Origin of the sequence: Agrobacterium sp. M50-1 (genome assembly GCF_049843495.1) — a bacterium.
GTDB classification, from domain to species: domain Bacteria; phylum Pseudomonadota; class Alphaproteobacteria; order Rhizobiales; family Rhizobiaceae; genus Agrobacterium; species Agrobacterium radiobacter.
Genome location: NZ_JBBHZH010000002.1, coordinates 502,772 through 526,228 on the forward strand (window position 1 = coordinate 502,772; position 23,457 = coordinate 526,228).

Annotated in this window: 23 protein-coding genes; 7 read left to right on the top strand and 16 right to left on the bottom strand. The window is 60.1% G+C overall.

What is annotated here, in order from left to right; translation table 11 throughout:
- Window positions 1-4: 4 nt before the first annotated feature.
- Window positions 5-319 (bottom strand): DUF2849 domain-containing protein, encoded by a 315-nt coding sequence (locus WDZ78_RS06605; protein WP_020012470.1) that lies wholly within the window; start codon window positions 317-319, stop codon window positions 5-7.
- Window positions 312-1,775: a siroheme synthase CysG gene (cysG, locus tag WDZ78_RS06610; RefSeq protein ID WP_425672613.1), complete on the bottom strand. Its 1,464-nt coding sequence runs from the start codon at window positions 1,773-1,775 to the stop codon at window positions 312-314. Before cysG ends, WDZ78_RS06605 begins: the two co-directional genes overlap by 8 nt.
- 218 nt (window positions 1,776-1,993) lie before the next feature.
- Between cysG and WDZ78_RS06615 the strand changes: the two genes are divergently transcribed.
- Together WDZ78_RS06615 and mazG are read left to right on the top strand one after the other, a co-directional pair.
- A complete protein-coding gene (locus tag WDZ78_RS06615) occupies window positions 1,994-2,626 on the top strand; it encodes a deaminase (protein WP_425672614.1) in 633 nt (210 codons plus the stop codon).
- A gap of 66 nt (window positions 2,627-2,692) precedes the next feature.
- Window positions 2,693-3,538 (top strand): nucleoside triphosphate pyrophosphohydrolase, encoded by an 846-nt coding sequence (gene mazG / locus WDZ78_RS06620; RefSeq protein WP_425672702.1) that lies wholly within the window; start codon window positions 2,693-2,695, stop codon window positions 3,536-3,538.
- An 86-nt stretch (window positions 3,539-3,624) separates the two neighbouring features.
- Here mazG and hflX read toward each other — a convergent pair whose 3' ends face one another.
- The 8 genes from hflX to dusB all read right to left on the bottom strand — a co-directional run bounded on the left by hflX (window position 3,625) and on the right by dusB (window position 14,381).
- Window positions 3,625-5,064, bottom strand: a complete 1,440-nt coding sequence (gene hflX / locus WDZ78_RS06625; protein WP_020012466.1) for a GTPase HflX — start codon at window positions 5,062-5,064, stop codon at window positions 3,625-3,627.
- A 91-nt stretch (window positions 5,065-5,155) separates the two neighbouring features.
- Window positions 5,156-5,398, bottom strand: coding sequence for an RNA chaperone Hfq (gene hfq / locus WDZ78_RS06630; protein WP_003496145.1), 243 nt, complete (start codon window positions 5,396-5,398; stop codon window positions 5,156-5,158).
- A 184-nt stretch (window positions 5,399-5,582) separates the two neighbouring features.
- Window positions 5,583-6,959 carry a Trk system potassium transporter TrkA gene (trkA, locus tag WDZ78_RS06635; RefSeq protein ID WP_020012465.1) on the bottom strand — a complete coding sequence of 459 codons (1,377 nt, stop codon included), beginning with the start codon at window positions 6,957-6,959 and terminating at the stop codon, window positions 5,583-5,585.
- 48 nt (window positions 6,960-7,007) lie between these two features.
- Window positions 7,008-8,372, bottom strand: a complete 1,365-nt coding sequence (locus WDZ78_RS06640; protein WP_006315356.1) for a sigma-54-dependent transcriptional regulator — start codon at window positions 8,370-8,372, stop codon at window positions 7,008-7,010.
- Entirely contained in the window at window positions 8,362-10,623 is a 2,262-nt protein-coding gene (locus WDZ78_RS06645; RefSeq protein WP_020012464.1) for a sensor histidine kinase NtrY-like, read from the bottom strand. The genes WDZ78_RS06640 and WDZ78_RS06645 overlap by 11 nt, the downstream gene beginning before the upstream one ends.
- A 148-nt stretch (window positions 10,624-10,771) precedes the next feature.
- Complete coding sequence (ntrC, locus tag WDZ78_RS06650; protein WP_020012463.1) at window positions 10,772-12,223, bottom strand: nitrogen regulation protein NR(I); 1,452 nt, start codon at window positions 12,221-12,223, stop codon at window positions 10,772-10,774.
- On the bottom strand, window positions 12,220-13,368 hold the full coding sequence (locus WDZ78_RS06655; RefSeq protein WP_425672615.1) for a two-component system sensor histidine kinase NtrB: 1,149 nt from the start codon (window positions 13,366-13,368) through the stop codon (window positions 12,220-12,222). Before WDZ78_RS06655 ends, ntrC begins: the two co-directional genes overlap by 4 nt.
- Window positions 13,365-14,381 carry a tRNA dihydrouridine synthase DusB gene (gene dusB, locus WDZ78_RS06660; RefSeq protein ID WP_425672616.1) on the bottom strand — a complete coding sequence of 339 codons (1,017 nt, stop codon included), beginning with the start codon at window positions 14,379-14,381 and terminating at the stop codon, window positions 13,365-13,367. Before dusB ends, WDZ78_RS06655 begins: the two co-directional genes overlap by 4 nt.
- Window positions 14,382-14,656: 275 nt before the next feature.
- On the opposite strand from dusB, the gene WDZ78_RS06665 reads away from it, so the two are divergent.
- Entirely contained in the window at window positions 14,657-15,844 is a 1,188-nt protein-coding gene (locus WDZ78_RS06665; RefSeq protein WP_020012460.1) for a bifunctional 2-C-methyl-D-erythritol 4-phosphate cytidylyltransferase/2-C-methyl-D-erythritol 2,4-cyclodiphosphate synthase, read from the top strand.
- Window positions 15,841-16,350 carry a CinA family protein gene (locus WDZ78_RS06670; protein WP_425672617.1) on the top strand — a complete coding sequence of 170 codons (510 nt, stop codon included), beginning with the start codon at window positions 15,841-15,843 and terminating at the stop codon, window positions 16,348-16,350. Before WDZ78_RS06665 ends, WDZ78_RS06670 begins: the two co-directional genes overlap by 4 nt.
- On the opposite strand, the gene WDZ78_RS06675 is transcribed toward WDZ78_RS06670, so the two are convergent.
- Both WDZ78_RS06675 and WDZ78_RS06680 read right to left on the bottom strand, forming a co-directional pair.
- A complete protein-coding gene (locus WDZ78_RS06675; protein ID WP_020012458.1) occupies window positions 16,332-16,787 on the bottom strand; it encodes a type II toxin-antitoxin system RatA family toxin in 456 nt (151 codons plus the stop codon). The genes WDZ78_RS06670 and WDZ78_RS06675 overlap by 19 nt on opposite strands.
- Before the next feature lie 9 nt (window positions 16,788-16,796).
- Window positions 16,797-17,366, bottom strand: a complete 570-nt coding sequence (locus tag WDZ78_RS06680) for an ATPase AAA (protein WP_026364090.1) — start codon at window positions 17,364-17,366, stop codon at window positions 16,797-16,799.
- A 249-nt stretch (window positions 17,367-17,615) separates the two neighbouring features.
- Between WDZ78_RS06680 and WDZ78_RS06685 the strand changes: the two genes are divergently transcribed.
- The 3 genes from WDZ78_RS06685 to WDZ78_RS06695 all read left to right on the top strand — a co-directional run bounded on the left by WDZ78_RS06685 (window position 17,616) and on the right by WDZ78_RS06695 (window position 19,678).
- On the top strand, window positions 17,616-17,792 hold the full coding sequence (locus tag WDZ78_RS06685; RefSeq protein ID WP_003496171.1) for a hypothetical protein: 177 nt from the start codon (window positions 17,616-17,618) through the stop codon (window positions 17,790-17,792).
- A 128-nt stretch (window positions 17,793-17,920) separates the two neighbouring features.
- Complete coding sequence (locus WDZ78_RS06690) at window positions 17,921-18,655, top strand: AraC family transcriptional regulator (RefSeq protein ID WP_425672618.1); 735 nt, start codon at window positions 17,921-17,923, stop codon at window positions 18,653-18,655.
- A gap of 93 nt (window positions 18,656-18,748) precedes the next feature.
- On the top strand, window positions 18,749-19,678 hold the full coding sequence (locus tag WDZ78_RS06695) for a DMT family transporter (protein WP_425672619.1): 930 nt from the start codon (window positions 18,749-18,751) through the stop codon (window positions 19,676-19,678).
- 199 nt (window positions 19,679-19,877) lie between these two features.
- Here WDZ78_RS06695 and lipA read toward each other — a convergent pair whose 3' ends face one another.
- The 4 genes from lipA to WDZ78_RS06715 form a co-directional block, all read right to left on the bottom strand.
- A complete protein-coding gene (lipA, locus tag WDZ78_RS06700; RefSeq protein ID WP_087743870.1) occupies window positions 19,878-20,849 on the bottom strand; it encodes a lipoyl synthase in 972 nt (323 codons plus the stop codon).
- Between the two features lie 104 nt (window positions 20,850-20,953).
- On the bottom strand, window positions 20,954-21,202 hold the full coding sequence (locus tag WDZ78_RS06705; RefSeq protein WP_003502608.1) for a GlsB/YeaQ/YmgE family stress response membrane protein: 249 nt from the start codon (window positions 21,200-21,202) through the stop codon (window positions 20,954-20,956).
- Window positions 21,203-21,299: 97 nt separating this feature from the next.
- The gene (gene lpdA / locus WDZ78_RS06710; protein ID WP_425672620.1) at window positions 21,300-22,745 is read right to left on the bottom strand and encodes a dihydrolipoyl dehydrogenase; all 1,446 of its coding nucleotides are present in this window, start codon (window positions 22,743-22,745) and stop codon (window positions 21,300-21,302) included.
- Window positions 22,746-22,803: 58 nt separating this feature from the next.
- Window positions 22,804-23,448, bottom strand: coding sequence for an SGNH/GDSL hydrolase family protein (locus tag WDZ78_RS06715; protein ID WP_425672621.1), 645 nt, complete (start codon window positions 23,446-23,448; stop codon window positions 22,804-22,806).
- Between the last annotated feature and the right edge of the window lie 9 nt (window positions 23,449-23,457).

The window sequence follows — 23,457 nt, forward strand, 5'->3', positions numbered from 1 at the left end:
TTCCTCAGACTGCGATAAATGCTGCATCGGCCGGCTTGAAGCCGTTGGCATAGTGCATGGTCGGGCCGGCGGCGCGAATGCGCTCGCGAAGCCGCGTCGGCCAGAGCTTGCCGTTCTCCTCAATGACATCGACGATATTCACGTCAACGACCTTGTTGGCGGAAAAATCGCGCTTGCCGATTTCCTCGAACGAGGCGACGGCCTCCGCATGGCGCGCAACGATCGCGCCCTGCAGGTTCTCCGTCCATTCGCCATTGGCGTCGAGCCAGACGGCGATACCATCGCCCAGACGGTTGGCGGTCAAAACCTTGTCAGCCATTTGCATACTCCCGTTTAAGGTTCACTGGCCTCGCAGCAAGCGCAAGCGCCTCGGACCTGTCGAAATTGGCGCCCGCCACCGCATCGCCGATGATGACCATGACCGGACCGGTCAGCTCATCGCGATGCTCGAGGTCGGGCAGATCGTTCAATGTGCCATGCAGCAGGCGGCGATCCGCGCGGCTGGCATTTTCGATGACGGCAACCGTCGTCTCCACGCCGAGACCCGCCTCTATCAGCCTTGTGGCGACCGAAGCAGCGACGCTGCGGCCCATGTAAACGGCAATCGTCGCGCCGGAAACGGCAAGACGCGCCCAGTCGGGCAGAACGTCGCCGGTCAGATCGTGGCCGGTGGTGAAGATCAGCGACGAGGCGACACCGCGCAGCGTCAGCGGCAATTCGAAATCCGCAGCGGCGGCGAAGGCCGAAGTGATGCCGGGCACGATCTCGTAACCGATACCGGCATTACGCAGAGCCGCCATTTCCTCGCCCGCCCGGCCATAGACCAGGGGATCACCGGATTTGAGGCGGACGACACGCTTGCCGTCTTTGCCAAGACGCACCAGCAGGCGGTTGATCTCGTCCTGCGACTTCGTATGGCAACCTTTGCGCTTGCCGACAGACAGCCTTTCGGCATCGCGGCGTCCCATATCGACAATCGCCTGAGGCACGAGTGCATCATAAACGATGACGTCGGCTTCCATCAGCACGCGCTGCGCGCGCAGCGTCAGCAGGTCTTCAGCACCCGGACCGGCGCCGACAAGCCAGACGCGGCCTTCGCTGCGTTCGGGCGATTGCAGCAGACGGTCAGCGGCATCGCGGGCGGAAAGCGTATCGCCGAGAGCGACGGCATTCGCGACAGCGCCGGAGAAAAACCGCCGCCAGAAATTGCGCCGCAAGGCTCCCTTGGGAACATTCCGCTCGGCCGCGTCGCGATATTGCACGGCAAGGCGCGCAAGCTTGCCAAGCGACGGCGACAGCATCTGGTCGATACGCGCACGGATCATCTGGGCGAGCACAGGCCCTGCCCCTTCAGTGCCGATGGCGATGGCGACAGGCGCACGGGCGACAAGCGCCGGGGTGAAGAAGTCGCAGAATTCAGGCTGATCCACCGCATTGGCGGGGATTTTCCGGGCACGGGCGGTGGTGACGATGTCGCGATCCAGCGCCTCATTGCCAGTGGCAGCAAAGACCAGCGTAGCGCCTTCGATCAACTCGCCAGCGAAAGCCAACACCCGATGATCAATACCGTTTTCGGTGAGATAACGGGCAAAATCGGCTTCCGGCCTGTCGGCATAGGCGATGATGTGCGCATTGGTATTGGCAAGAAGCCTCACCTTCGCGAAGGCCTCATCGCCATTGCCGAACACAGCAACCTGCCGTCCCTCAACCCGGAAGAAGGCGGGGAAGGTTGAAAGGCGGTCGCCGGCTACGGAAAAATCATGTTCGTTGTGCATTGGACATATATCCCGCATTGCGGTGCAAGATTGAAGAAACAGAAATTCAAGCCTTTCCAACACCTGGATTTTTATTTCTCGAAGACCCCGGTTTTGGAGGAAAACAAACCGGCACCGCTTTTTCGCGCCTGCGCGAGGCCTGAGAATCCCCTCAGAATCCCTTGACAAAGCGGGTGCCCGCGCCGAACAAGGAGCAACGATTATCCGTCGATTTCTCCATGCAAAGACCGCTTTTCCCTGAGGCGGCACGAAGGATCAGACCCTTGACCAGCCACACCCTCGCCGCCCGCCTTCTCGATGTCATCGAACAGGATATTCTGCCCTTGACGGCGCGCGGCGTCAGCCTTGGAAACAAGGTGTTCGGTGCGGCGATCCTGCGAAAATCCGATCTGTCGCTGGTGATAGCGGAGACCAATAACGAGCTGGAAAACCCGCTTTGGCATGGCGAAGTGCACACGCTGAAGCGGTTTTACGAGCTGGGCGAGAAGCCGAACACGAAGGAGCTGATTTTTCTTTCTACCCATGAACCCTGCACCATGTGCATGTCCGCCATCACCTGGGCCGGTTTCGACAATTTCTATTCCTTTTTCAGCCATGAGGATTCACGCGACGCTTTCGCGATCCCGCACGATCTGAAAATCCTGAAGGAAGTTTTCGGGCTGGAGCCGGGCGGCTATCGCCGCAATAACGCCTTCTGGAACTCTTTCTTCATCGCCGATCTGGTGGAGGGCGAAGACGATCCGCTGAAAACCACGCTAAAGGCGCAGACGGCCCGTATCAAGGCCGCTTACGACGATCTTTCCACCAGCTATCAGTCGTCCAAGAGCGGCAACGACATTCCGTTGAATTAGAGCGTCTCCGGGCGGTTTTCCGTCAGGATAATGCGCAAAAAAGCGAAGAACGAAGGTTTGAGACATATGGAAGCCTCGAAGGATATTTCCCGCCTGATCGAGATCATGGAAGCCCTGCGCCAGCCGGAAACCGGTTGCCCGTGGGATGTCGTCCAGACCTTCGAGACGATCAAGCCCTACACCATCGAAGAAGCTTACGAAGTCGCCGACGCCATCGAGCGCAAGGACATGGATGATCTTTGTGAGGAGCTGGGCGACCTTCTGTTGCAGGTGGTTTTCCATGCCCGCATTGCCGAGGAACGGGGTGAATTCGCCTTTGGCGACGTGGTCGAGGCCGTCACCGCGAAGATGATCCGCCGCCACCCGCATGTCTTTGCCGTCTCCGAGGCCGATACGCCTGACAGCGTCAAGCTGCAATGGGACCGGATCAAGGCCGAGGAAAAACGCGAGCGGGCTGAGCGCCGTGCGCGCCGGGGGATCACCGAGGATTTCAAGGCCGGCTTTCTGGGCGGCGTGCAGCGCAGCCAGCCGGCGCTCACCGAGGCCCTGAAGCTGCAGGAACAGGCCGCGCGCGCCGGTTTCGACTGGTCAGATCCCGCTCCCATTCTCGACAAGATCGAGGAGGAAATCGCCGAACTGCGTGAGGCGCTGGCGGAGGGGAAACCGGAGAAAGTCTCGGACGAACTCGGCGATCTGATCTTTGCCCTCGTCAATATCGGCCGGCACGTCAAAGCCGATCCGGAAGATGCGCTGCGCGGCACCAATACGAAATTCCGCAGGCGTTTCAATCACATCGAGACATCGCTCACCGAAAATGGCGAGACGCTGGAAGAAGCGAGCCTTGAGCGGATGGAAGACCTGTGGCAGGCGGCAAAACGTATCGAGCGCTCGCTCGATACAGTTTCGTCCTGATCAACCGGATCTGTCCGAAAAACAGGCGCGTCGGCGCTCCCGAGACTGCTGACGTGAGGGAAGCTCCGCCATCGTTCTCGAAGACCTCAGCGCTCCCAGTCCTCGCGTTCGCGGACGGTCGCTTTACCAAGCTTGCGCTCCAGCTCGGCGGCCTGCGTTTCCGACAGGCGCACATCGAGCGCCACCGATCCGTCCTCATGGTCTTCACGGGCATCCACGATGGAATTGCTGTAGACCCAGGAAATCAGCGGCAGCTGCTCAACGGAAAGCACGACGGTCGTTTCTGTCAGCACACCGGAGAGGCGCTTTGAAATCTCGTCCATCAGGGCATCGACGCCCTCACCCGTGATTGCCGAAACGGCGCGAATATCCGAACGGCCTTCGGCGCGCTGCATGATGGCGTCATGCGCTTCCGGCTCGAGACGGTCGACCTTGTTCCAGACCTCGATGATGCGCTTTTCGGCTTCCTTCTCGTCAATGCCGAGATCGCCGAGAATACGCAGCACATCCGCAGACTGGGCGGCATTATCCGGATCGGACATGTCGCGCACGTGCAGAACGAGATCGGCTTCCAGCACCTCTTCCAGCGTGGCGCGGAAGGCGGCGACGAGATGCGTCGGCAGGTCGGAAATAAAACCCACCGTATCGGACAGGATGACTGTGCGACCATGCGGCAGCTTCATCCGGCGTAATGTCGGGTCGAGCGTGGCGAACAGCATGTCCTCCGCCAGAACGCCCGCACCGGTGATGCGGTTGAACAGCGTGGATTTACCGGCATTGGTGTAACCAACGAGGGCCACGATCGGATGCGGAACCTTGCGGCGCTTGGCGCGATGAAGCTGGCGGGTGCGCACCACCTGCTCCAGCTCCTTTTCGAGCTTGACGATGCGATCCTGCAGCAATCGTCTGTCGGCCTCAATCTGCGTTTCACCCGGACCACCCATGAAGCCCGCACCACCGCGCTGGCGTTCAAGGTGGGTCCAGCTTCTGACAAGGCGGCCCTTCTGGTAATTCAGATGCGCGAGATCGACCTGCAGCGTGCCTTCCTTGGTGGAGGCGCGTCGGCCGAAGATTTCAAGGATGAGACCCGTGCGGTCAATGACCTTGGCATTCCACTGCTTTTCGAGATTGCGCTGCTGCACCGGGGTCAGAGGATGATCGACGATCACCAGGCCGGAATCGGTCTCATCGAGCAGATGGCCGATTTCCTCGATCTTGCCGGTGCCGAACAATGTCGCCGGACGCGGCTGGTTGACCGAAACGATCAGACCCTGCGTCACATCCAGATCGATGGCGAGCGCCAGACCCTTCGCTTCCTCAAGCTTGGCTTCAACGGAGCGGCCGGGAGCGACGGGGCCTGCCGCCGCCTCGCGATTTTCGCGCTGCTGCTTGAGGACGGGCACGAGGACAACCGCGCGCATGTCGTCGCGGCGCTTCTCCTGCTCCGGAATGATCGATTCGTTCGAAGTGTCGCGCGTCGAAATGGGCTCAGCCTTATCCAGAAAGAAGATTGCGGCCGACCGCATCCGCGCGGGCGGCCATGGGAACTAACCTGACGGAACGGGAAATGTTCCCGATCCGGGTCAGTCTATATCGAATATCCGTCGAGGGAGCCGATCAGGCCGCGCCTTCTTCGCTTTCGAACATCTGCATCGGCTGGCCGGGCATGATGGTGGAGATCGCATGCTTGTAGACCAGCTGCGAATGACCGTCACGGCGCAAAAGCACGCAGAAATTGTCGAAGGAGGTGACAACGCCCGTCAGCTTGACGCCGTTGATCAGGAAAATCGTGAGCGAAATCTTCTGCTTACGAACGGTATTGAGGAAGAGATCCTGAAGGTTTTGAGAACGTTCCGCCATAGCGCCGCTTCTTTCTTTTTTGCCGGCAGGGATACCGGAAAATAATCAATCAATAATAAGCCGGCCAAGTCTTGTCCCCCGCTTGGCTGACCTCAAACTCTGGTATCAAATCATGTTCCGTTCCGCAACGGTCAAAACAGTCTGACGACTACGAGTATTGACCCGCATTTTCGATTCGGGACAGTCAAAAATATTGTATCGAAACACGGAAAAGTTGTTCCACGTCGCGCACCGCATCGGCGGATGCAAAGAGTACGACACGGTCTTTCGCCTTGATTTTCGTGCTGCCGTCAGGACGGATCACCACGCCGTCGCGATAGATCGCTCCGATGCGCACGCCTTCGGGCATGTCGATGTCGCGGAACGATTGCCCGACCAGCGGCGATGTCTCCAGCGCCTCCGCCTCGATTACCTCCGCCGAACCGCGCTGCACGGCATAGACCGAACGGATGCGACCCTTGCGCACATGCTGAAGCACGCGGGAGATCGTCACTGCCCTGGGGTTGATATAGGCATCGAGACCCAGAGAACGGGCGACATCGTGGAATGACGTGCTGTTCAAGAGCGCCAGATTCGATTTGCAGCCGAGCTGCTTGGCAATCACGGCGGCCAGAATATTGGTCTGGTCATTGTTGGTGAGCGTGACAATCAGGTCCGCATCCTGAATATCGGCCTGCATCAGGATTTTCTGATCGAGCGCCGAACCGTGCATGACAATGGTGTGGCTCAGCTGCTCGGATGCGGAAACCGCCCTGTCGCGGTCGGCCTCGATGATCTTCACCCGCGTTTTCGGCTGCAGCTCCTCGATCTTGCGCGCGACGAAATGGCCGATGTTGCCGGCGCCTGCAATCACGATGCGCTGCGCTTCCTGCTCCTCGTGACCGAAGAGGCTTAAGGTACGGCGGGCGTGCTGGCGCTGGCAGATGACATAGGCAAGGTCGCCCACCCGCAACTGTTCCGAAGAATGCGCCACCTTGAGGATACCATTTCGGTAAACGCCCACCACCGTGGCGATGAGGTCGGGAAAGAGGCTGGAGAGTTGCTGCAGCGGCGTATTGATGACAGGGCAATCTTCCATGCACTCGATGGCCAGCATGTAGATCGTATCTTCCGCGAATCGCACGACGTCGGTGGCGCCCGGGAAAGCGATACGCCGCAGCACCATCTTGCCGACTTCGACTTCCGGAGAAATCGTCACGTCAATGGACATGTTCTCGCGGCTGAAGAGATCGGCATATTCCGGCTTCAGATAGCTCTGGTCGCGGATGCGGGCGATCTTGGTCGGCACGCTGAAGAGCGCATGCGCCACCTCACAGGCGACGATATTGATCTCGTCATGCAACGTCACCGCGATGATCATGTCGGCCTGATCGGCGCCGGCCTTGGCCAGCATGTCCGGGTGAGCGCCATGGCCGACATAACCGCGCACATCCAGCGTCTCGGTTATGGCGGTAATAAGCGGTGCGGCGGTATCGATGACAGATACCTCATTGTCTTCCCGCGACAATTGTTCGGCGATGCCGTAACCCACCTGCCCTGCGCCGCAAATGATGACTTTCATGCTGTCTCTCTGACGGAATAATCGTTTACGGCGAAGCGCCTTCGTCCCTTATACGCCGAGAGATTTCAGTTTGCGATGCAGCGCCGACCTTTCCATGCCGACAAATTCCGCCGTGCGCGAAATATTGCCGCCGAAGCGGTTGATCTGGGCCATCAGGTAGTCCCGCTCGAACATTTCACGCGCTTCGCGCAGCGGCAGGGTCATGATGTGCTGGTCGCCCTGCGCCGAAATCTTCGGCAGCATATCGCCAATATCCGACGGCAGCATGTCGGCCGAGATCGGCGCTTCGCCGCCCTCGGGACGCGCCAGGATCATCAGCCGCTCGATATTGTTGCGAAGCTGGCGGATATTGCCCGGCCAGTCGTGGGTCTGGAGAACGGCCATGGCGTCATCCCCGATCTTGCGCGGGCGGATGCCCGCCTGCTCGGAAATCTGCCGCATGAACATGTCGACGAGGAAAGGGATATCCTCGCGGCGCTCGGAAAGCGCCGGCACCTTCACCGGCACAACGGCGAGACGATGATAGAGGTCCTCGCGGAACTGGCCTTCGGCGATCAGGCTTTCAAGGTGATGGGCGGTTGAGGAAATGATGCGCACATCCACCTTCACCCGCTTGCCGCCGCCGACACGCTCGAACTGCTGATCGACCAGCACGCGCAGGATCTTGTTCTGCGTTTCGCGCGGCATTTCGCCGACTTCATCGAGATAGAGAACACCGCGATGGGCCTCTTCGAGCGCGCCCACCTTACGCGGCTGTCCTGGCAGGCCTTCCGTACCGAAAAGCGCGATTTCCATGCGGTCCGGCGTGATCGTCGCCGCATTCAGCGCCACGAAAGGTCCCGTGGCGCGTGAGGATTTCTTATGCACCATGCGCGCCACCAGCTCCTTGCCGGAACCGGAGGGGCCAAGGATCATGATACGGCTGTTGGTGGGGGCGACCCGGTCGATGGTCTGGCGAAGCTGCGACACGGCAAGTGATGCGCCGACGAGTTCAACCGCGTCACCGGTGCGCTTCTTGAGTTCCTGAACCTCGCGCTTCAGCTTGGAGTTTTCCAGCGCCCGCTCGGCGATCAGGATCAGCCGGTCGGCCTTGAACGGCTTTTCGATGAAGTCGAAAGCGCCACGCTTGATGGCGTTGACGGCGGTTTCGATATTGCCGTGACCGGAAATCATGACGACAGGAATTTCAGGGTGGCGGCTCTTGATTTCATCCAGCAGCGCCAGACCGTCGAGCTTCGAGCCCTGCATCCAGATGTCGAGAAAGATCAGGCGCGGCACGCGTTCCGAAATGGCGGCCAGCGCGCTGTCACTGTCGAACGCCATGCGGGTCTCGTGCCCCTCGTCGGAAAGAATGCCCGCTACGATTTCGCGAATGTCCGCCTCGTCATCCACGACCAGAATATCAGACGCCATATGCTGCTTCCTTGTTATTTTCGCTGCCGACCGCCTCGATATAGGGCAGCAGCACTCGGATCATGGCGCCATGGCCATGGTCGAATTCGGCCGGGGCATCATGGAGCTCCAGATACCCGCCATGTTCTTCGATGATCTTCTTCACGATGGCGAGGCCGAGGCCCGTGCCCTTGTCCCGCATCGTCATATAGGGTTCGAGAATGCGGTGACGGTTCTCGACGGGAAGGCCGCGGCCATTGTCGATGATATCGGCCACGAAACGCGAATTGGCCTCGTCGAAGGATGCGCGCACCAGGATTTTACCCGGACGCTTTTCGCCTTCCACCGCCTCAATCGCTTCCGTCGCATTCTTGATGAGATTGCCGAAGGCCTGCCCCAGCATGCGGGCATCGAACATGCCCTCCAGCGGGATGTCGCCCAGCTCTGTTGAGAACTTCGTGTCGGCGGCGCTGATTTCGCGCAGGAACGCCGCGTCCTTCAGTATCGATCGCAGGTCCGATTTTTCCTTCGTCGGCTTCGGCATACGCGCAAAAGCCGAGAATTCATCCACCATCCGGCCGATATCCCCAACCTGCCGGACGATGGTATCCGTACACTGGTCGAAGATGGCGCGGTCGCTCTCGTCTATCTGCTTGCCGAAACGGCGCTTGATGCGCTCGGCGGAAAGCTGGATCGGCGTCAGCGGGTTCTTGATTTCATGGGCAATGCGGCGCGCCACATCCGACCATGCCGTCGAGCGCTGGGCAATGACGAGATCGGTAATGTCATCGAGCGTGATGACGTAGCTGTCGCGGCTGTCGCGGGCGTCCTCGCGGGTCACCTGCACGTTCAGAGTCCGCTCCTTGCCGCGCCGCATGATGTTGATCTGCTTGCGGAAGTTACCGCGCGACCAGGTATTCGCCTCGGTCACGACCTGTTCGATTTCAGGCGCGATCTCCGAAAGCTGCGCGCCGATAAGCTGCTCGGAGGTCTGCGCCAGGAATTCTTCACCCGAGGGATTGACGATGGTGATCCTGCGGTTCTCATCGACGCCGATGACAGCGGCGGTGACGCCTGACAGCACGGCCTCGATGAAGCGGCGGCGATCGTCAATATCGTCTTTCGCTTCGATGATCTGGTCCTGCTGGCTGCGCAGTTCCGAGACCATCTTGTTGAAGGTGCGCGAGAGACGCCCGACGTCGCCGTCGACGGCGCGCACGGGCACCAGCACATGCATGTTGCCGGTGGCGACACTGTCGGCGGCGCTGATGAGAAGGCGGATCGGCCGCACGATACGGTCGGCCACCGCGATCGCCGTCCATATCGCCGCAAGAAGCACGATCAGCGCGAAACCGAGATAGAGGATCGCAAACGCGATCTGCAGCGGCGCGCGGCCTGCCTCCATCGCCTTGTATTCGGCGCGGTTCTCTTCCATCAACCGCATCGCGCCCATCACCTTGGGATCGACGGCGCGTACGGTGTAAAGGAAGGTGCCGCTGATGCCCTCAAGCTTGATAATGGCGCCAACGAGGTTGGTGATGCCAGGCGGGATCAACGTCGGCTGGCCGGCGGCGGCCTTTTCCAGCGCATCATGCGGAATGGCGGGAAGCGGTTTTTCCGTCTTGATATCGGCCTGCGCGACGGCGTCGCCGTCTTCCTGCACCAGAAACGCGCCAAGCAGGCCGCGTCCCTTGGCCTGACGGGTCATGAGGTCAACGAAGCCGGTACGGTCGAGATAAAAAAGCGCGCGGTTGCGGTCGAGGTCGGTGGCCATCGACAGGGTCTGGCCCTGAAGATAACCGGCATTTTCCATCATATAGGCCTGGGCGATGTTGCTCGATGAATCGACGATCGACTGCGTGCGCAGCGAAAACCAGCGGTCGAGACCGACATTCAGCGTCAGGCTGGCGAAAATGGCGACAAGCACGGCGGGCGTGATCGCCACGATGGAGAACAGCACGACGATACGTACGTGCAGACGCGCCGCCGCCCTGCCCTTTTTGCGCGCTTTCAGCAGGCGGTTGATTTCTCGGCCGATCAGGAAAATCAGACCGATCACAAAAATCGAATTGATCACGACCGAAGCGATGACGACATTCGATGTCGGCGCAATGGGCGTCACGCCGAGAAGCACGAAAAGGGTGAGAATGGCGCAGACGAGGGCGACGCCAGCGAGCACCAGCCCCGGCAGAGCGAAAGACATCCTGCGATCGGCAACCACCATGCCCGCTGCTTCGTCAGCAACGGCGTTTTCGGCGGCGGGTTTCCGCATCAACTACTCCCAATCGCTGGCCAGCCAGCACCACATTCCTGAAGTCAGGCAAGACTCGCCGCAGTTCGGCGAATCTCTCCCTCCTAGTGTTTTCCAAGCAACACAATGTGGCGAAAATGCAACGACAGATGCGACCTTGTCAACATTCTCAGCTGGGGCGGGAGCTGCGATACACGGAAACTCCAAGCTCGCGGATTTTCTTGCGCAATGTATTGCGGTTGAGGCCGAGAAGATCGGCAGCCTTGATCTGGTTGCCGCGCGTCGCCGTCAAGGCGGCGAGAATCAACGGATATTCCAGTTCACGCAGCACGCGGTCATAAAGACCCGGCGGCGGCAGGCCATCGCCGAAGCTTGCGAAATAATCCCGCATGTTTTCCTCGACCGCCTGCGAAATGGTGAGCGAGCCGGTACGGACCGCCATCTTGTCGAGCGGGCTGTCCGGGACATCCGACTGCAATTCCTGCTCGATGATCTCGCGGGTGATGACTTCCTGCGGATAAAGCGCCATCAGCCGGCGGATCAGGTTTTCCAGCTCGCGCACGTTGCCCGGCCAGGCATAGGCCTTCATGACTTCCAGCGCCTCGGTCTCGAAACGCTTGCCTTCCAATCCTTCCTTTTCACCCTGCTGGATGAAATGGCGCACGAGATCGGGAATATCCTCGGCACGGTCGCGCAGCGGCGGCAGGCGCAGCGGCACGACGTTCAGGCGATAATAGAGGTCTTCGCGGAAGAGACCCTGATTGATCGACTGCTTCAAATCCTTGTTGGTGGCGGCGACGATGCGGACATCGGTGCGGATCGGCGTACGTCCGCCGACGGTCGTGTATTCACCCTGCTGCAAGACGCGCAGCAGGCGCGTCTGGGCGTCCATAGGCATGTCGCCGATTTCATCGAGGAACAGCGTGCCGCCCTCGGCCTGTTCGAAACGGCCGGTCGAGCGGTTCTGCGCGCCGGTGAAAGCGCCCTTCTCATGGCCGAACAGTTCGGATTCGATCAGATCGCGCGGGATTGCCGCCATGTTGATGGCGACGAAGGGCCCGTTGCGGCGCTTGCCGTAATCATGCAGCGCGCGCGCCACCAGCTCCTTACCCGTACCGGATTCGCCTGTTATCATCAGCGTCAGGTCGGTCTGCATCAGGCGGGCGAGAACGCGGTAGATTTCCTGCATCGCCGCCGAACGGCCAACGAGCGGCATGCCATCCTGCATGTCGTCATCAAGCTTGGCCGGCTTGCGCTTCGGCTCCGACAGGGCGCGGCCGATGATGGCGATCAGTTCCGTCAGGTCGAAGGGCTTCGGCAGATAGTCGTAAGCGCCTTTTTCCGAGGCCTTGATGGCGGTCATGAAGGTGTTCTGCGCGCTCATGACGAGAACCGGCAGATCCGGACGGGCCTTCTTGATGCGCGGCAGAAGGTCGAAGGCGTTTTCATCCGGCATCACGACATCGGTCACGACAAGATCGCCCTCGCCCGCCGAAACCCAGCGCCAGAGCGTTGCGGCATTGGAGGTGATGCGCACGTCGTAACCGGCGCGGCTCAGCGCCTGGTTCAGAACGGTGCGGATTGCGGCATCATCATCGGCGACGAGGATCGTAGCTGTCATGGGTCATTTCCTGTCGTGTTCGGCAAGGTGATGTCGTCGAGCGCCACTTCCGGCGAGACGGGCATCAATACGCGGAAAGTCGTGCGGTGGTTCTGGCTGTCGCATTCGACAATGCCGCCATGGGCGCCGATCAGCTTGGCGACAAGCGCCAAGCCCAGGCCCGAACCATTCGTCTTGGTGGTGATGAAGGGATCGAAGAGATGCGGCAGCAGATCGGCCGGAACGCCCGGACCATTGTCATGCACGCAGAATTCGAGCGGCAGCGAGATGCGCTCGCGGCTGCCGGCGACCGAAAGCCGCATGCCGGGACGATAGGCCGTCGTCAGCAATATCTCGCCATCCGGCTGATTACCGACGGCTTCGGCCGCATTCTTCACCAGATTGAGGAAGACCTGCACCAGCTGGTCACGATTGGCATAGACCGGCGGCAGCGACGGGTCATAGTTCTCGGAAATCTTGATGTTGCGGGCAAAACCGGCCCTGGCGATGGCCTTCACATGATCGAGCACCGAATGGATGTTGACCGGCACGCGATCCACCGGCCGCTCGTCGGAAAACACCTCCATGCGGTCGACCAGCGAAACGATACGGTCGGTCTCATCGCAGATCAGCCGCGTCAGCGCCCGGTCCTCATCGGCAACCGATGTCTCCAGAAGCTGGGCCGCGCCGCGAATGCCTGACAGCGGGTTCTTGATTTCATGCGCGAGCATCGAGGCAAGGCCGGTGACGGAACGGGCAGCGGCGCGATGGGTCAATTGCCGGTCGATCTTGTCGGCCATCGACCGTTCCTGGAAGACGACGACAACCGAACCCGGCTCGCTGACAACAGGCGCTACATAGAGATCGACCAGCTTGTCCTGTCCAAGCCGTGGCGAACTCAGATCGACCCGATATTCGTTCACCGGCGCGCGGCGTTCCCGCACCTGATCGATCAGCGCCAGAAGCGGGCTGCCGAAGGGAATGAATGTGGAGACGCGATAGCGGGCGAGATGGGAGGCGCTCGCCCCGAAAAAGGCTTCCGCTTCCCAATTGGCAAACGCGATGAAACCTTCGGCATCCACCAGAATGACGGGATTCTGAACCGCGTTCAGAACCGCCATGGCAAGCGGGTTTGCATCTGCCGGGCTGTGTTTGTCGGCGCTCATGCGGCCTTCCTTGCGGCGTCTTCGCCCGCATTTGCGCAAAGTGCGGAGCGCAGCAGATCGGCCACCTCCACCGTGTCACGCGATGTCATGATTTGAGCCTTGTCTGGCGTGGCGATCTCTGGCGCGAAACGGTCGAGATACCAACCCAGATGTTTGCGGGCATGCCGGAGACCGGCTTCCATTCCGTAAAATTCCAGCATCATTTCGTAATGCTCGATGGCAATGGCGGGAATATCGTCGCGGTGCGGTGCTGCATGTCCGGCGAGCACTGCCGGCAGCCAGGGTTGTCCCTGTGCGCCGCGCCCGACCATGACGGCATCCGCACCCGAACGGCGCAGGATTTCGCGCGCATCTTCGGCGGTCTCCACATCTCCATTGGCGATGAGAGGGACGGAAATTACATCGCGAACGGCGCGGATGGCGTTCCAGTCCGCCCGTCCCTCGTAAAACTGCATGCGGGTGCGGCCGTGAATGGTGATGAGCTGAACACCTGCCGCCTGGGCGCGGCGGGCGATATCAGGCGCATTGATGGTGTTTTCGTCCCAGCCCAGCCGCATCTTCAGCGTCACAGGCACATCGACCGCATTGACCGTCGCCTCGATCAGCGAGAGCGCGTGATCGGGGTCACGCATCAGCGCCGAGCCGGAATAACCGCCCGTCACCTTCTTGGCCGGACATCCCATATTGATATCGATGATGCCGGCGCCGTTATCGGCCGCGATCTTCGCCGCCTCGGCCATGAAATGCGCCTCGCGCCCGGCAAGCTGCACCATATGCGGAACCATGCCGGCATTTTTCAGCCGCGCCCAGGATTCTCCCCTGTTAGCGACAAGTTCGCGGCTCGCCACCATTTCCGTCACGACGAGACCCGCACCATAACGCCAGGCAAGCTGCCGAAACGGCAGATCCGTGACGCCCGACATGGGCGCCAGCACGGCACGATTACGGATCGTAACTGAGCCGATGCTGAACGGTTCTGACAACTCCGGAAGATGCAATTGATGATCTTTCATGCAGAAGGGTTATTTGCATTATTTTTAGACAGTGTTTGCGCGGTTGCCAAGCACTTTTAGAGGGTTGCACCTTTTATTTGCTGGGCGACTGCCTGCCTGTTTTGCTGTCGGCAGCAATTTGTGCAGGTTGAAAGGCCAATGACGACCGATCCTGCGACATGCAGGGGCGAATGCGCGTCTTATCGGGCTGGCCATCCGGGTTTTGAAACGCTAGAGCAGGACTGTCAACCGCTAAGGGTTGCGCGCAAAGCATATGACCAATGCAGGAAAGTACTATGAAACTCGGCATCGTCATCGTCGCCGCGGGACGCGGTGAAAGGGCAGGCTCGCCACAGGAAGGGCCGAAGCAATATCGCCCGATCGGCGGCAGGGCCGTGATCGAGCATACATTGGCGACGTTCCTCGGCTGGAATGGCGCCTCCCCCATCGTGGTCGTCAGCCATGCCGACGATAAAGCACTGCTGTCACCAATCCTGCAGCGACTGGATGCGGGTGAGCGGATTGTCACCGTGACAGGCGGCGCGACGCGCCAGCAATCGGTGCTGGCCGGGCTGGAGGCGCTCGCCTCGGAAGAGCTGACGCATGTTATGATCCATGACGCTGTGCGGCCTTTCGTCGCCGTGGACATGCTGGAACGCATCATCGCCCTGCATCAGGCTGGCGCCACCGGCGTTCTGCCTGCCCTGCCCGTCACCGATACACTGAAGCGCGGCTCTGACGACCTCGTCGTAGAGACAGTTTCCCGGCAGGGTCTTTATGCGGCGCAGACACCGCAGAGCTTCAATTACGGTGATATTCTTCGCGCGCATCGCGCTGCTGCTGCTTCCGGCAAAACGGATTTCACCGATGACGCATCCATCGCCGAATGGGCCGGGCTGACGGTGACGCTGACCGAAGGTTCGGTCGACAACGTAAAACTCACTCTCAAGCGGGATATCGCCATGGCCGATGAAAAGCTTTCTCACGGATTGCCCGACGTGCGCACCGGCAATGGTTACGACGTGCATCAGCTTGAGGCCGGGGATGGCGTCACCCTCTGCGGCATCTTCATCGATCATGACCAGAGACTGAAAGGTCATTCGGATGCCGATGTGGCGCTGCATGCGCTGACCGATGCGCTGCTCGCCACCTGCGGCGCCGGCGATATCGGCGACCATTTCCCGCCCTCGGATCCGCAATGGAAGGGTGCGGCCTCCCGTATCTTCCTCGAACACGCGGCCAAGGTGGTGCGAGACAATGGCGGCACGATCATGAATGCCGACGTTTCGCTGATCGCCGAAGCGCCACGCATCGGTCCGCACCGCCAGGCCATGCGGGAAGCGCTTTCGGACATGCTCGGCATCGCGCTGGAGCGCTGCTCGGTGAAGGCGACGACCAACGAGACGATTGGCTTCGTCGGCCGCCGGGAGGGCATTGCGGCGATCGCCACCGCCACCGTTGTCTACCGGGGCAGACCGCTATGAGCCTTTTTCCCGCTGACATAGAAGAACTGGCGCGGCGGATCATCGCCGATTTCACCGCCCGCGGTTTCATGGTCTCGACAGCCGAGAGCTGCACGGGCGGCCTGATCGCCGGCACGCTGACGGAGATTGCCGGCTCTTCCGCCGTCGTCGATCGTGGTTTCGTCACCTATACCAATGAAGCCAAGATGGACATGCTGGGGGTTGGCGTCGCGACACTGGCGAATTTCGGCGCGGTATCCCGGCAGACGGCGCTGCAGATGGCGCATGGCGCGCTATTCCGTTCACGGGCGGATTTTGCCGTGGCCGTAACCGGCATTGCAGGCCCGGGCGGCGGCTCTTCGGAAAAACCGGTGGGACTGGTGCATCTAGCGGCCAAGGCGCGCAACGGCCAGAGCCTGCATAAGGAGATGCATTACGGCGATATCGGTCGCACCGAAATCCGTCTTGCGACGGTTAAGACAGCGCTCGAGATGCTGACCGCACTTAGTCAGGCCGGGTCGGCATAAATCTTGTCGGCGCGGGTCTCGAAAGCTTCCGCGAACATGCGGAACGCCCGGTCGAACATCGACCCCATGACCGCGCCGAGCAGTCGGTTCTTGAATTCATAGTCGATGAAGAAATGAATGGCTGAGCCGTCCTCGTCCGAGGCCTCGAAACGCCAGCGATTTTCGAGATATTTGAACGGTCCGTCGATATATTTCACATCAATGGCGCGCTCCGCAGGATTCAGCAGCACCTGGGTGGTGAAGGTCTCACGAATGGCCTTGTAACCAACCGTCATATCCGCCACCAGCAGCATCTTGCCGTCGCGTTCCTTGCGCGAGCGGACCGTGAGCGCCTCGCAAAGGGGAAGAAACTGCGGATATTTCTCCACATCGGCGACGAGGTCGTACATGCGGTCGGGCGAGTGTTTGACAAGGCGATGCGTTTCGAACTGTGGCATGAGCGGCAGTTAATCCTCGATAACGAGAAGATCAAGAAGGCGGCGAAACTGTTTTCGGCTTTTCAGCTGGAATACCGGCACATCAGGACCATAAAGCGCGAAATTCTGCTCAAAAATCGGCGCGTGGCGGCGTTCGAAATTCCAGATATAGCGCAGGAAATCGATGTCTATCCTTTCGGGACATCCCTCCGCCATTTCGGGCCGCGCCTTGCCGTAACCCTTGATCGCCCGGCTGACGGCGCCCCACAGGCAGAGCCAGCGCGGCATGCGCACCCAGAGAACGATGTGAGACCTCGGCAGACGCATATCGAAAGACGACGGGTTGCTGCCGTCCATCAGCCAGCGTTCTTCGGTGATGATGGCGGCTATCCTCTGCCGTTGCTCATGGCGGGCGCGCGCCTGCCAGCCGGGCAGCCAGAAAATCTCACGATCCATGGAGATATAACGAAGACCGAAATTGCGTGCCAGCTTCTGCGAAAGGGTCGACTTGCCGCCGCCGGAACAGCCAACGACCAAGATGCGCTGCGCGCCGGCGATAATCGCGGCGGCATCTTCTACCCTGTGAAGATAGTTCGGCATTTGATAGACCTCATCTAACCGCTGGATATATTTCTGCCACCCGGTCATAACGCTTGAGCGATATCGTTACCGCGCATGGCAGTTACGGAAAATTGACTATTGTAACCCCGTCGCAGGGATTGCTATTTATTTGCGACTAATATTACACCCATTGGATGCAACGGCGCTGGAAGCTCCCGATTTCACCCAGCGTATTCATCCTTGGGTTCAGACCCGACACATAACCGCTTTGAGCCACTGAGTGAGCCGATGGACGATTTTTCCAACATCATCAACCTTCTCGAATCCGCAAAACAACTCGCATCGATGAACGGCATGCCGGTGCTTGCCTATCTTATCGATGTCGCGAAATGCGAGGCGAGAGAGAACAAGCCGGTTCTGCGCAAGCGCAAACGCGGCGAATCAACCGCCAAGGAAGACTGTTAATTGCCGGCGCGCAGAGCCGACCGATAAAGCCGACTGGCCCAATCTTCAAGACGATGTCATAATCAAACAATGAAAACGGCCGCTTTTTCCAGGCGGCCATTTCTTTGCACAATGGAAACGACAGCGTCATGACAGCCGCATCCGCCGATATCAGAACCTACAGGGAAGAAAGACCGAAAGAACGGCATGGCTTCGTTCAAATCGTTCTTCCGGTCTCTGGGCGTCTGCTGATCGATGTAGCCGGACGGCAGGACGAATTGTCGAGCGGGCGCGGCGTCTTCATCCATCGCGACGCGCCGCATACCCAGGAGGCGACAGCGAGCAATCACTCACTGGTCGTCGATATCGATGAAAGCGCCCTTCCCGCGCAAACACTCGAAAAATTTGCCCGTTCACCGTTTCTCGACATAGCGCAGGATACGCGGCAATTGATCGCCTATATGCGCGGCATCATCGGAACGGAAGGGCGGCGCGACGATATTGCCGGCCTGTGGGCGCCACTGCTGATCGACAGTCTGGCCGATGAAAGAACCGATATCCGCCAACGTCTGCACAGGCTCGCTGGGATCATTAGGGCGGAGCCGTTCTTCCCCTGGACCATAGGGATGCTTGCCTCCTGCGTGACGATCAGCGACAGCCGTCTGCATGCTCTTTTTCTCGAAGAATTCGGCCTGCCGCCTCACCGCTGGCTGGCCCGGCTGCGCATGGACAAGGTCTGTGCATTGCTCGACGATTCCACCCTGCCAATTGCCGAGATTGCCCTGCGGGCCGGCTTTTCCGACCAGACGGCATTGACGCGCGCCATGCGCAATGCAGTGGGTGAAACACCCGCTGCCTATCGCCGGAACCGCGGCATTCATTAGAACCATCGACACGGACATCAGGAGTTTTTGTCAAGACAGCCGAAAGGGGCTGTGGCACATCGCAGGCAAATGTGAATGCGGATGTGACAGGACATGAACAGAACAGGTCTCGGTGTTTTTTATGGCATGCTGGCGGGAGCGATGTGGGGAGGCATCTTCCTCGCCCCCAAACTCGTGCCGGATTTTTCCGCCCTGCAACTGTCGACGGCGCGTTACCTCACCTACGGGCTGATTTCCCTCATCATCATCGGACCGCGCATCAGGCGGGTTTCCGCCCGTTTTGGCGCACGGGAATGGCTTGCTCTGGGCTGGCTGAGCATGATCGGCAATATCGCCTATTATGTCTTCATTTCCACGGCGGTTAAACTCAGCGGCGTTGCTTTCACCTCCATCATCATCGGTTTCCTGCCCGTCGCCGTCACCATCATCGGCAGCCGCGATCACGGCGCGGTATCGCTGCGGCGGCTATGGCCGTCGCTTGTTTTCGGCGCGATCGGCATTGTCGGCATTTCCTGGCAATCGCTGGTGCAAGGCGATGGTGGGCTCAATGTTTCACGCGTCATCGGCCTTGCCTGCGCACTCGGCGCACTTGCCTCGTGGACGGCCTTCGCCGTCGGTAACGCCCGCTGGCTTTCCCGCCTCCACGATGTCAGCGCCGATGACTGGAACATGATGACGGGTGTGGTGACCGGCGCGCTGGCTCTGGCGCTGGCAATTCCGGCTTTCGGCTTTGGCGGCGCAAGCCACACTTCCGCGGATTGGCTGCATTTCGCCGCCGTTGCCGCAGGCCTCGGCGTCACCGCCTCGATCATCGGCAATGCGCTATGGAACCGCATGAGCCGGCTTCTGCCGCTCACCATGGTCGGACAGATGATCCTGTTCGAAACGCTGTTTGCGCTGCTTTACGGTTTTCTCTGGGAGGGACGTGGCCCAACGCTGGTTGAGGTCGTCGCGATCTGCTCGGTGGTGCTGAGCGTGGTGCTGTGCATGCGGGCGCATCGGCCGGAGAAGGCTGTGGCGTAATTAGCTTAAGGGCCGAAGACAGGCGATTGAGCCATTTCGTAAGGATCGCCTCCAGCTCAACGTCATCCTCGGGCCCGTCCCGAGGATCCAATCACGTATCGTAAAGTACAGAGGTTGCAGATGCTCGGGACAAGCCCGAGCATGAGAGCGTGCAAAACGTGCGATGACACGTCGTTTTGCCCAGCCTTTCCGCCCCTGCTTACTCCGCAGCAGCCAGCAGCTTCTTCTCGCGGGCCGCACGCAGGCGTTCAAAGTCGTCGCCGGCATGGTGCGAGGAGCGGGTCAGCGGGCTCGACGAGACCATGAGGAAGCCCTTGGTATAGGCCACCGTCTCGTAGGACTTGAATTCCTCCGGTGTCACGAAGGCCTCGACCTTGTGGTGCTTGCGGGTCGGCTGCAGATACTGGCCGATGGTCAGGAAGTCCACATCGGCGCTGCGCAGGTCGTCCATCAACTGCAGCACTTCGTTTCGCTCTTCGCCAAGGCCGACCATGATGCCCGACTTGGTGAACATGGTGGGGTCGAGTTCCTTCACCCGCTGCAACAGGCGCACGGAGTGGAAATAACGCGCGCCGGGACGAACCGTCAGGTAGTTGCCCGGAACGGTTTCCATATTGTGGTTGAAGACATCGGGCTTCGCGGCAACAACACGCTCCAGCGCGCCGGGCTTCTTCAGGAAGTCAGGCGTGAGGATTTCGATGGTCGTCGTCGGAGACGCCGCACGGATCGCCCAGATCACCTTCTCGAAATGTTCAGCGCCGCCATCGGCGAGGTCATCGCGGTCGACCGAGGTTATGACGACGTGCGACAGGCCCATCTGCTTCACGGCCTTGGCGACATTCTCGGGCTCGTCCATGTCAAGCGGATTGGGCTTGCCGGTCGCGACGTTGCAGAAGGCGCAGGCGCGGGTGCAGATCTCACCCATGATCATGAAGGTCGCGTGCTTCTTGTCCCAGCACTCGCCGATATTCGGACAGCCGGCTTCCTCGCACACCGTTACCAGCTTGTGGCTGCGCACCAGTTCGCGCGTCTCGTGATAACCCTTGGAGGTCGGCGCCTTGACGCGGATCCACTCCGGTTTGCGCATGACCTCGGTATCGGGCTTGTGCGCCTTTTCCGGGTGACGGATACGCTTTTCTTCGGACGACGTCCTGTCGAGAATAGTGACCATTAAAAACCTGCTTCCATCGCCTTTAGCGATCTAAACATCTGTTGGCCGGATGCTTTAGAACAATTCCAGAAAAAGCGTAAGCCCCTTCCGGTCACGAAGCCTTGTCAGCGCCGCACCAGCTTCGCCAGAAACAGCAGCAGGCTTGCCCCGAGGAAAGACGTGACGAAGTAGCCGAGCCTGCTGTCCTGCACGAAAACATCGAAGGTTCTCAGCACCGCAACAGCCACCACCGAACCGACAATACCGAGCACGATGTTCATGAAAACGCCGAAGCGCATGTCCATGAGCTTGCCCGCAAGCCAGCCGGCGAGACCGCCGATGATGATTGCTGCAATCCAGCCTACACTTTCCATTCCCACGCTCCCTGAAAGAACCGGCCCCTTGAGCGGCCTGCATCGAGACATATGGGACACCCGGCAAGGTTAGACAATGCCGGGTATCACGGAGCACTTATGCGTTCAGCACACGCCCATAGGCGTCGAGCACGCTTTCCTTCATCGACTCCGAAATGGTCGGATGCGGGAAGATCGTGTGCATCAGGTCTTCTTCAGTGGTCTCAAGGTTCATCGCAACAACGAAGCCCTGAATGAGTTCGGTCACTTCAGCACCGACCATGTGCGCGCCAAGCAGTTCACCCGTCTTCTTGTCGAAAATGGTCTTGACCATGCCCTGATCTTCGCCGAGCGCCACGGCCTTGCCGTTTGCTGCAAAGGAGAAGCGGCCGACGCGGATGTCGCGTCCCTGTTCCTTCGCCTTGGCTTCGGTGAGACCGACCGAGGCGACCTGCGGGTTGCAATAGGTGCAGCCGGGAATCTTGAGCTTGTCCATCGGGTGGACATTCGGCAGACCGGCGATCTTTTCGACGCAGATGACGGCCTCATGTTCGGCCTTGTGGGCAAGCAGCGGCGGGCCGGCAACGTCGCCGATGGCATAGATACCAGGTACGTTGGTCTTGCCGTAACCGTCGATGACGATGAAACCGCGATCCGTCTTCACGCCCGCTGCCTCGAGGCCGATACCTTCGATATTGGCGACGACGCCGACGGCCGAAATCATCCGGTCAGCGGTGATCTTATCGGAAGAACCGTCCTTCTTCTCAAGCGTCGCGGTGATGGAGTTCGCACCCTTCTCCACCTTGGAAACCTTGGTTTCCAGATGGATTTTCATGCCCTGCTTTTCGAGCTGCTTCTTGGCGAAGGTGGAAATTTCCGCATCCTCGACCGGCATGACCTGGCTCATGATTTCGACGACGGTAACGTCGACGCCCATGGTGCGGTAGAAGCTGGCGAATTCGATGCCGATCGCGCCCGAACCCATGACGAGCAGCGACTTCGGCAGTTCTTCCGGCTTCATCGCCTCGAAATAGGTCCAGATCAGCTTGCCATCCGGCTCAATGCCCGGAAGCGCGCGCGGGCGGGCGCCTGTAGCGACGATGATGTGCTTGGCAGTGTAAGTGCCCTCGCCCAGCGTGTTCTTCGGCACGGGACCCTGCGGCTGAACCACCGGCTTGGTGGACTTGCCGACAACGATTTCGCCCGGCTTGGTGATTTTTGCTTCACCCCAGATGATATCGACCTTGTTCTTCTTGAACAGGAAACCGACGCCATTGTTCATGCGCGCGGCAATGCCGCGCGAACGCGCAACGATCGCCTTCACATCAGGCTTGATCGAGCCTTCCAGCGTCAGGCCGTAATCCTTGGCATGGGTGGCGGTGTGCATGACATCGGCGGTGCGCAGCAGGGCCTTGGTGGGAATGCAGCCCCAGTTGGAGCAGATGCCCGCAAGGTGTTCGCGCTCGACCACGGCAACCTTCATGCCGAGCTGGGCTGCACGGATCGCGGCAATATAACCGCCCGGTCCCGAACCGATGATGATGACGTCATAAGATTGAGCCATAGGTGTCCTGCCTTGTCTTATCGGGTCACGGCATGCCGTTCCGAAACGAGAATTGTTGTCAAAGTCCGAGCATCATGCGAACGACGGGCTCCAGCCCGCGCCCGATGGCCCGCGTGTTTTCAGCATCGAGATGAACGCCGTCCACCGGCGTCGTGCGGGCAACCGACCCGGCGTCGAAAAATCCGCAATCGAGATCGTCGGCAAGGTCCCGGTAAACGGAAGCCAGCATGGCCGATTCATCGATCGCGTCACGAAAGATCGCGCCCATGAAAGGGTTGGCCGTTTCGCACAGTTGCGGCGGCGCGACGATCAGAACATCCGGCGCTTCCCAGTCCGGCACCTGCCAGACATGGTTGCGCACCAGTTTGACCAGCCGCTCCACACCCTTCATCGCGACGATGGCCGAGCCATGAATCGCCGGCTTCAAGTCGTTGGTGCCGAGCATGATGATGACAAGATCGAGCGGCGCATGGCTGTGCAGAAGCGTCGGCAGAAGCCTTGCGCCGTTGCGGTCGCAATCAGCGGTGTGGTCATCATAGGCGGTGGTGCGGCCGCCCAGCCCTTCGTGGATCACATGCACATCAGGCCCGAGCGCCTTTTGCAAGACGCTCGGCCAAAGATCGTCATGGCTGTGCCGGCCACCCGTTTCCGCATCTGATCCCCATGTCAGGGAATCGCCAAAGCAGAGGACCGACTTCACCATCTCACGCTC

What these genes read in the sequence shown, in the direction of transcription:
- WDZ78_RS06675 (WP_020012458.1), bottom strand. Translation starts at nt 16,787, where the DNA reads ATGCCACAGTTCGAAACGCATCGCCTTGTCAAACACTCGCCCGACCGC.
- WDZ78_RS06615 (WP_425672614.1), top strand. Translation starts at nt 1,994, where the DNA reads ATGCAAAGACCGCTTTTCCCTGAGGCGGCACGAAGGATCAGACCCTTG.
- WDZ78_RS06685 (WP_003496171.1), top strand. Translation starts at nt 17,616, where the DNA reads ATGGACGATTTTTCCAACATCATCAACCTTCTCGAATCCGCAAAACAA.
- WDZ78_RS06680 (WP_026364090.1), bottom strand. Translation starts at nt 17,366, where the DNA reads ATGCCGAACTATCTTCACAGGGTAGAAGATGCCGCCGCGATTATCGCC.
- WDZ78_RS06695 (WP_425672619.1), top strand. Translation starts at nt 18,749, where the DNA reads ATGAACAGAACAGGTCTCGGTGTTTTTTATGGCATGCTGGCGGGAGCG.
- lipA (WP_087743870.1), bottom strand. Translation starts at nt 20,849, where the DNA reads ATGGTCACTATTCTCGACAGGACGTCGTCCGAAGAAAAGCGTATCCGT.
- WDZ78_RS06670 (WP_425672617.1), top strand. Translation starts at nt 15,841, where the DNA reads ATGAGCCTTTTTCCCGCTGACATAGAAGAACTGGCGCGGCGGATCATC.
- lpdA (WP_425672620.1), bottom strand. Translation starts at nt 22,745, where the DNA reads ATGGCTCAATCTTATGACGTCATCATCATCGGTTCGGGACCGGGCGGT.
- trkA (WP_020012465.1), bottom strand. Translation starts at nt 6,959, where the DNA reads ATGAAAGTCATCATTTGCGGCGCAGGGCAGGTGGGTTACGGCATCGCC.
- WDZ78_RS06665 (WP_020012460.1), top strand. Translation starts at nt 14,657, where the DNA reads ATGAAACTCGGCATCGTCATCGTCGCCGCGGGACGCGGTGAAAGGGCA.
- WDZ78_RS06605 (WP_020012470.1), bottom strand. Translation starts at nt 319, where the DNA reads ATGGCTGACAAGGTTTTGACCGCCAACCGTCTGGGCGATGGTATCGCC.
- hflX (WP_020012466.1), bottom strand. Translation starts at nt 5,064, where the DNA reads ATGCGGTCGGCCGCAATCTTCTTTCTGGATAAGGCTGAGCCCATTTCG.
- hfq (WP_003496145.1), bottom strand. Translation starts at nt 5,398, where the DNA reads ATGGCGGAACGTTCTCAAAACCTTCAGGATCTCTTCCTCAATACCGTT.
- WDZ78_RS06715 (WP_425672621.1), bottom strand. Translation starts at nt 23,448, where the DNA reads ATGGTGAAGTCGGTCCTCTGCTTTGGCGATTCCCTGACATGGGGATCA.
- dusB (WP_425672616.1), bottom strand. Translation starts at nt 14,381, where the DNA reads ATGAAAGATCATCAATTGCATCTTCCGGAGTTGTCAGAACCGTTCAGC.
- WDZ78_RS06690 (WP_425672618.1), top strand. Translation starts at nt 17,921, where the DNA reads ATGACAGCCGCATCCGCCGATATCAGAACCTACAGGGAAGAAAGACCG.
- WDZ78_RS06645 (WP_020012464.1), bottom strand. Translation starts at nt 10,623, where the DNA reads ATGCGGAAACCCGCCGCCGAAAACGCCGTTGCTGACGAAGCAGCGGGC.
- WDZ78_RS06705 (WP_003502608.1), bottom strand. Translation starts at nt 21,202, where the DNA reads ATGGAAAGTGTAGGCTGGATTGCAGCAATCATCATCGGCGGTCTCGCC.
- WDZ78_RS06640 (WP_006315356.1), bottom strand. Translation starts at nt 8,372, where the DNA reads ATGGCGTCTGATATTCTGGTCGTGGATGACGAGGCGGACATTCGCGAA.
- WDZ78_RS06655 (WP_425672615.1), bottom strand. Translation starts at nt 13,368, where the DNA reads ATGAGCGCCGACAAACACAGCCCGGCAGATGCAAACCCGCTTGCCATG.
- cysG (WP_425672613.1), bottom strand. Translation starts at nt 1,775, where the DNA reads ATGCACAACGAACATGATTTTTCCGTAGCCGGCGACCGCCTTTCAACC.
- ntrC (WP_020012463.1), bottom strand. Translation starts at nt 12,223, where the DNA reads ATGACAGCTACGATCCTCGTCGCCGATGATGATGCCGCAATCCGCACC.
- mazG (WP_425672702.1), top strand. Translation starts at nt 2,693, where the DNA reads ATGGAAGCCTCGAAGGATATTTCCCGCCTGATCGAGATCATGGAAGCC.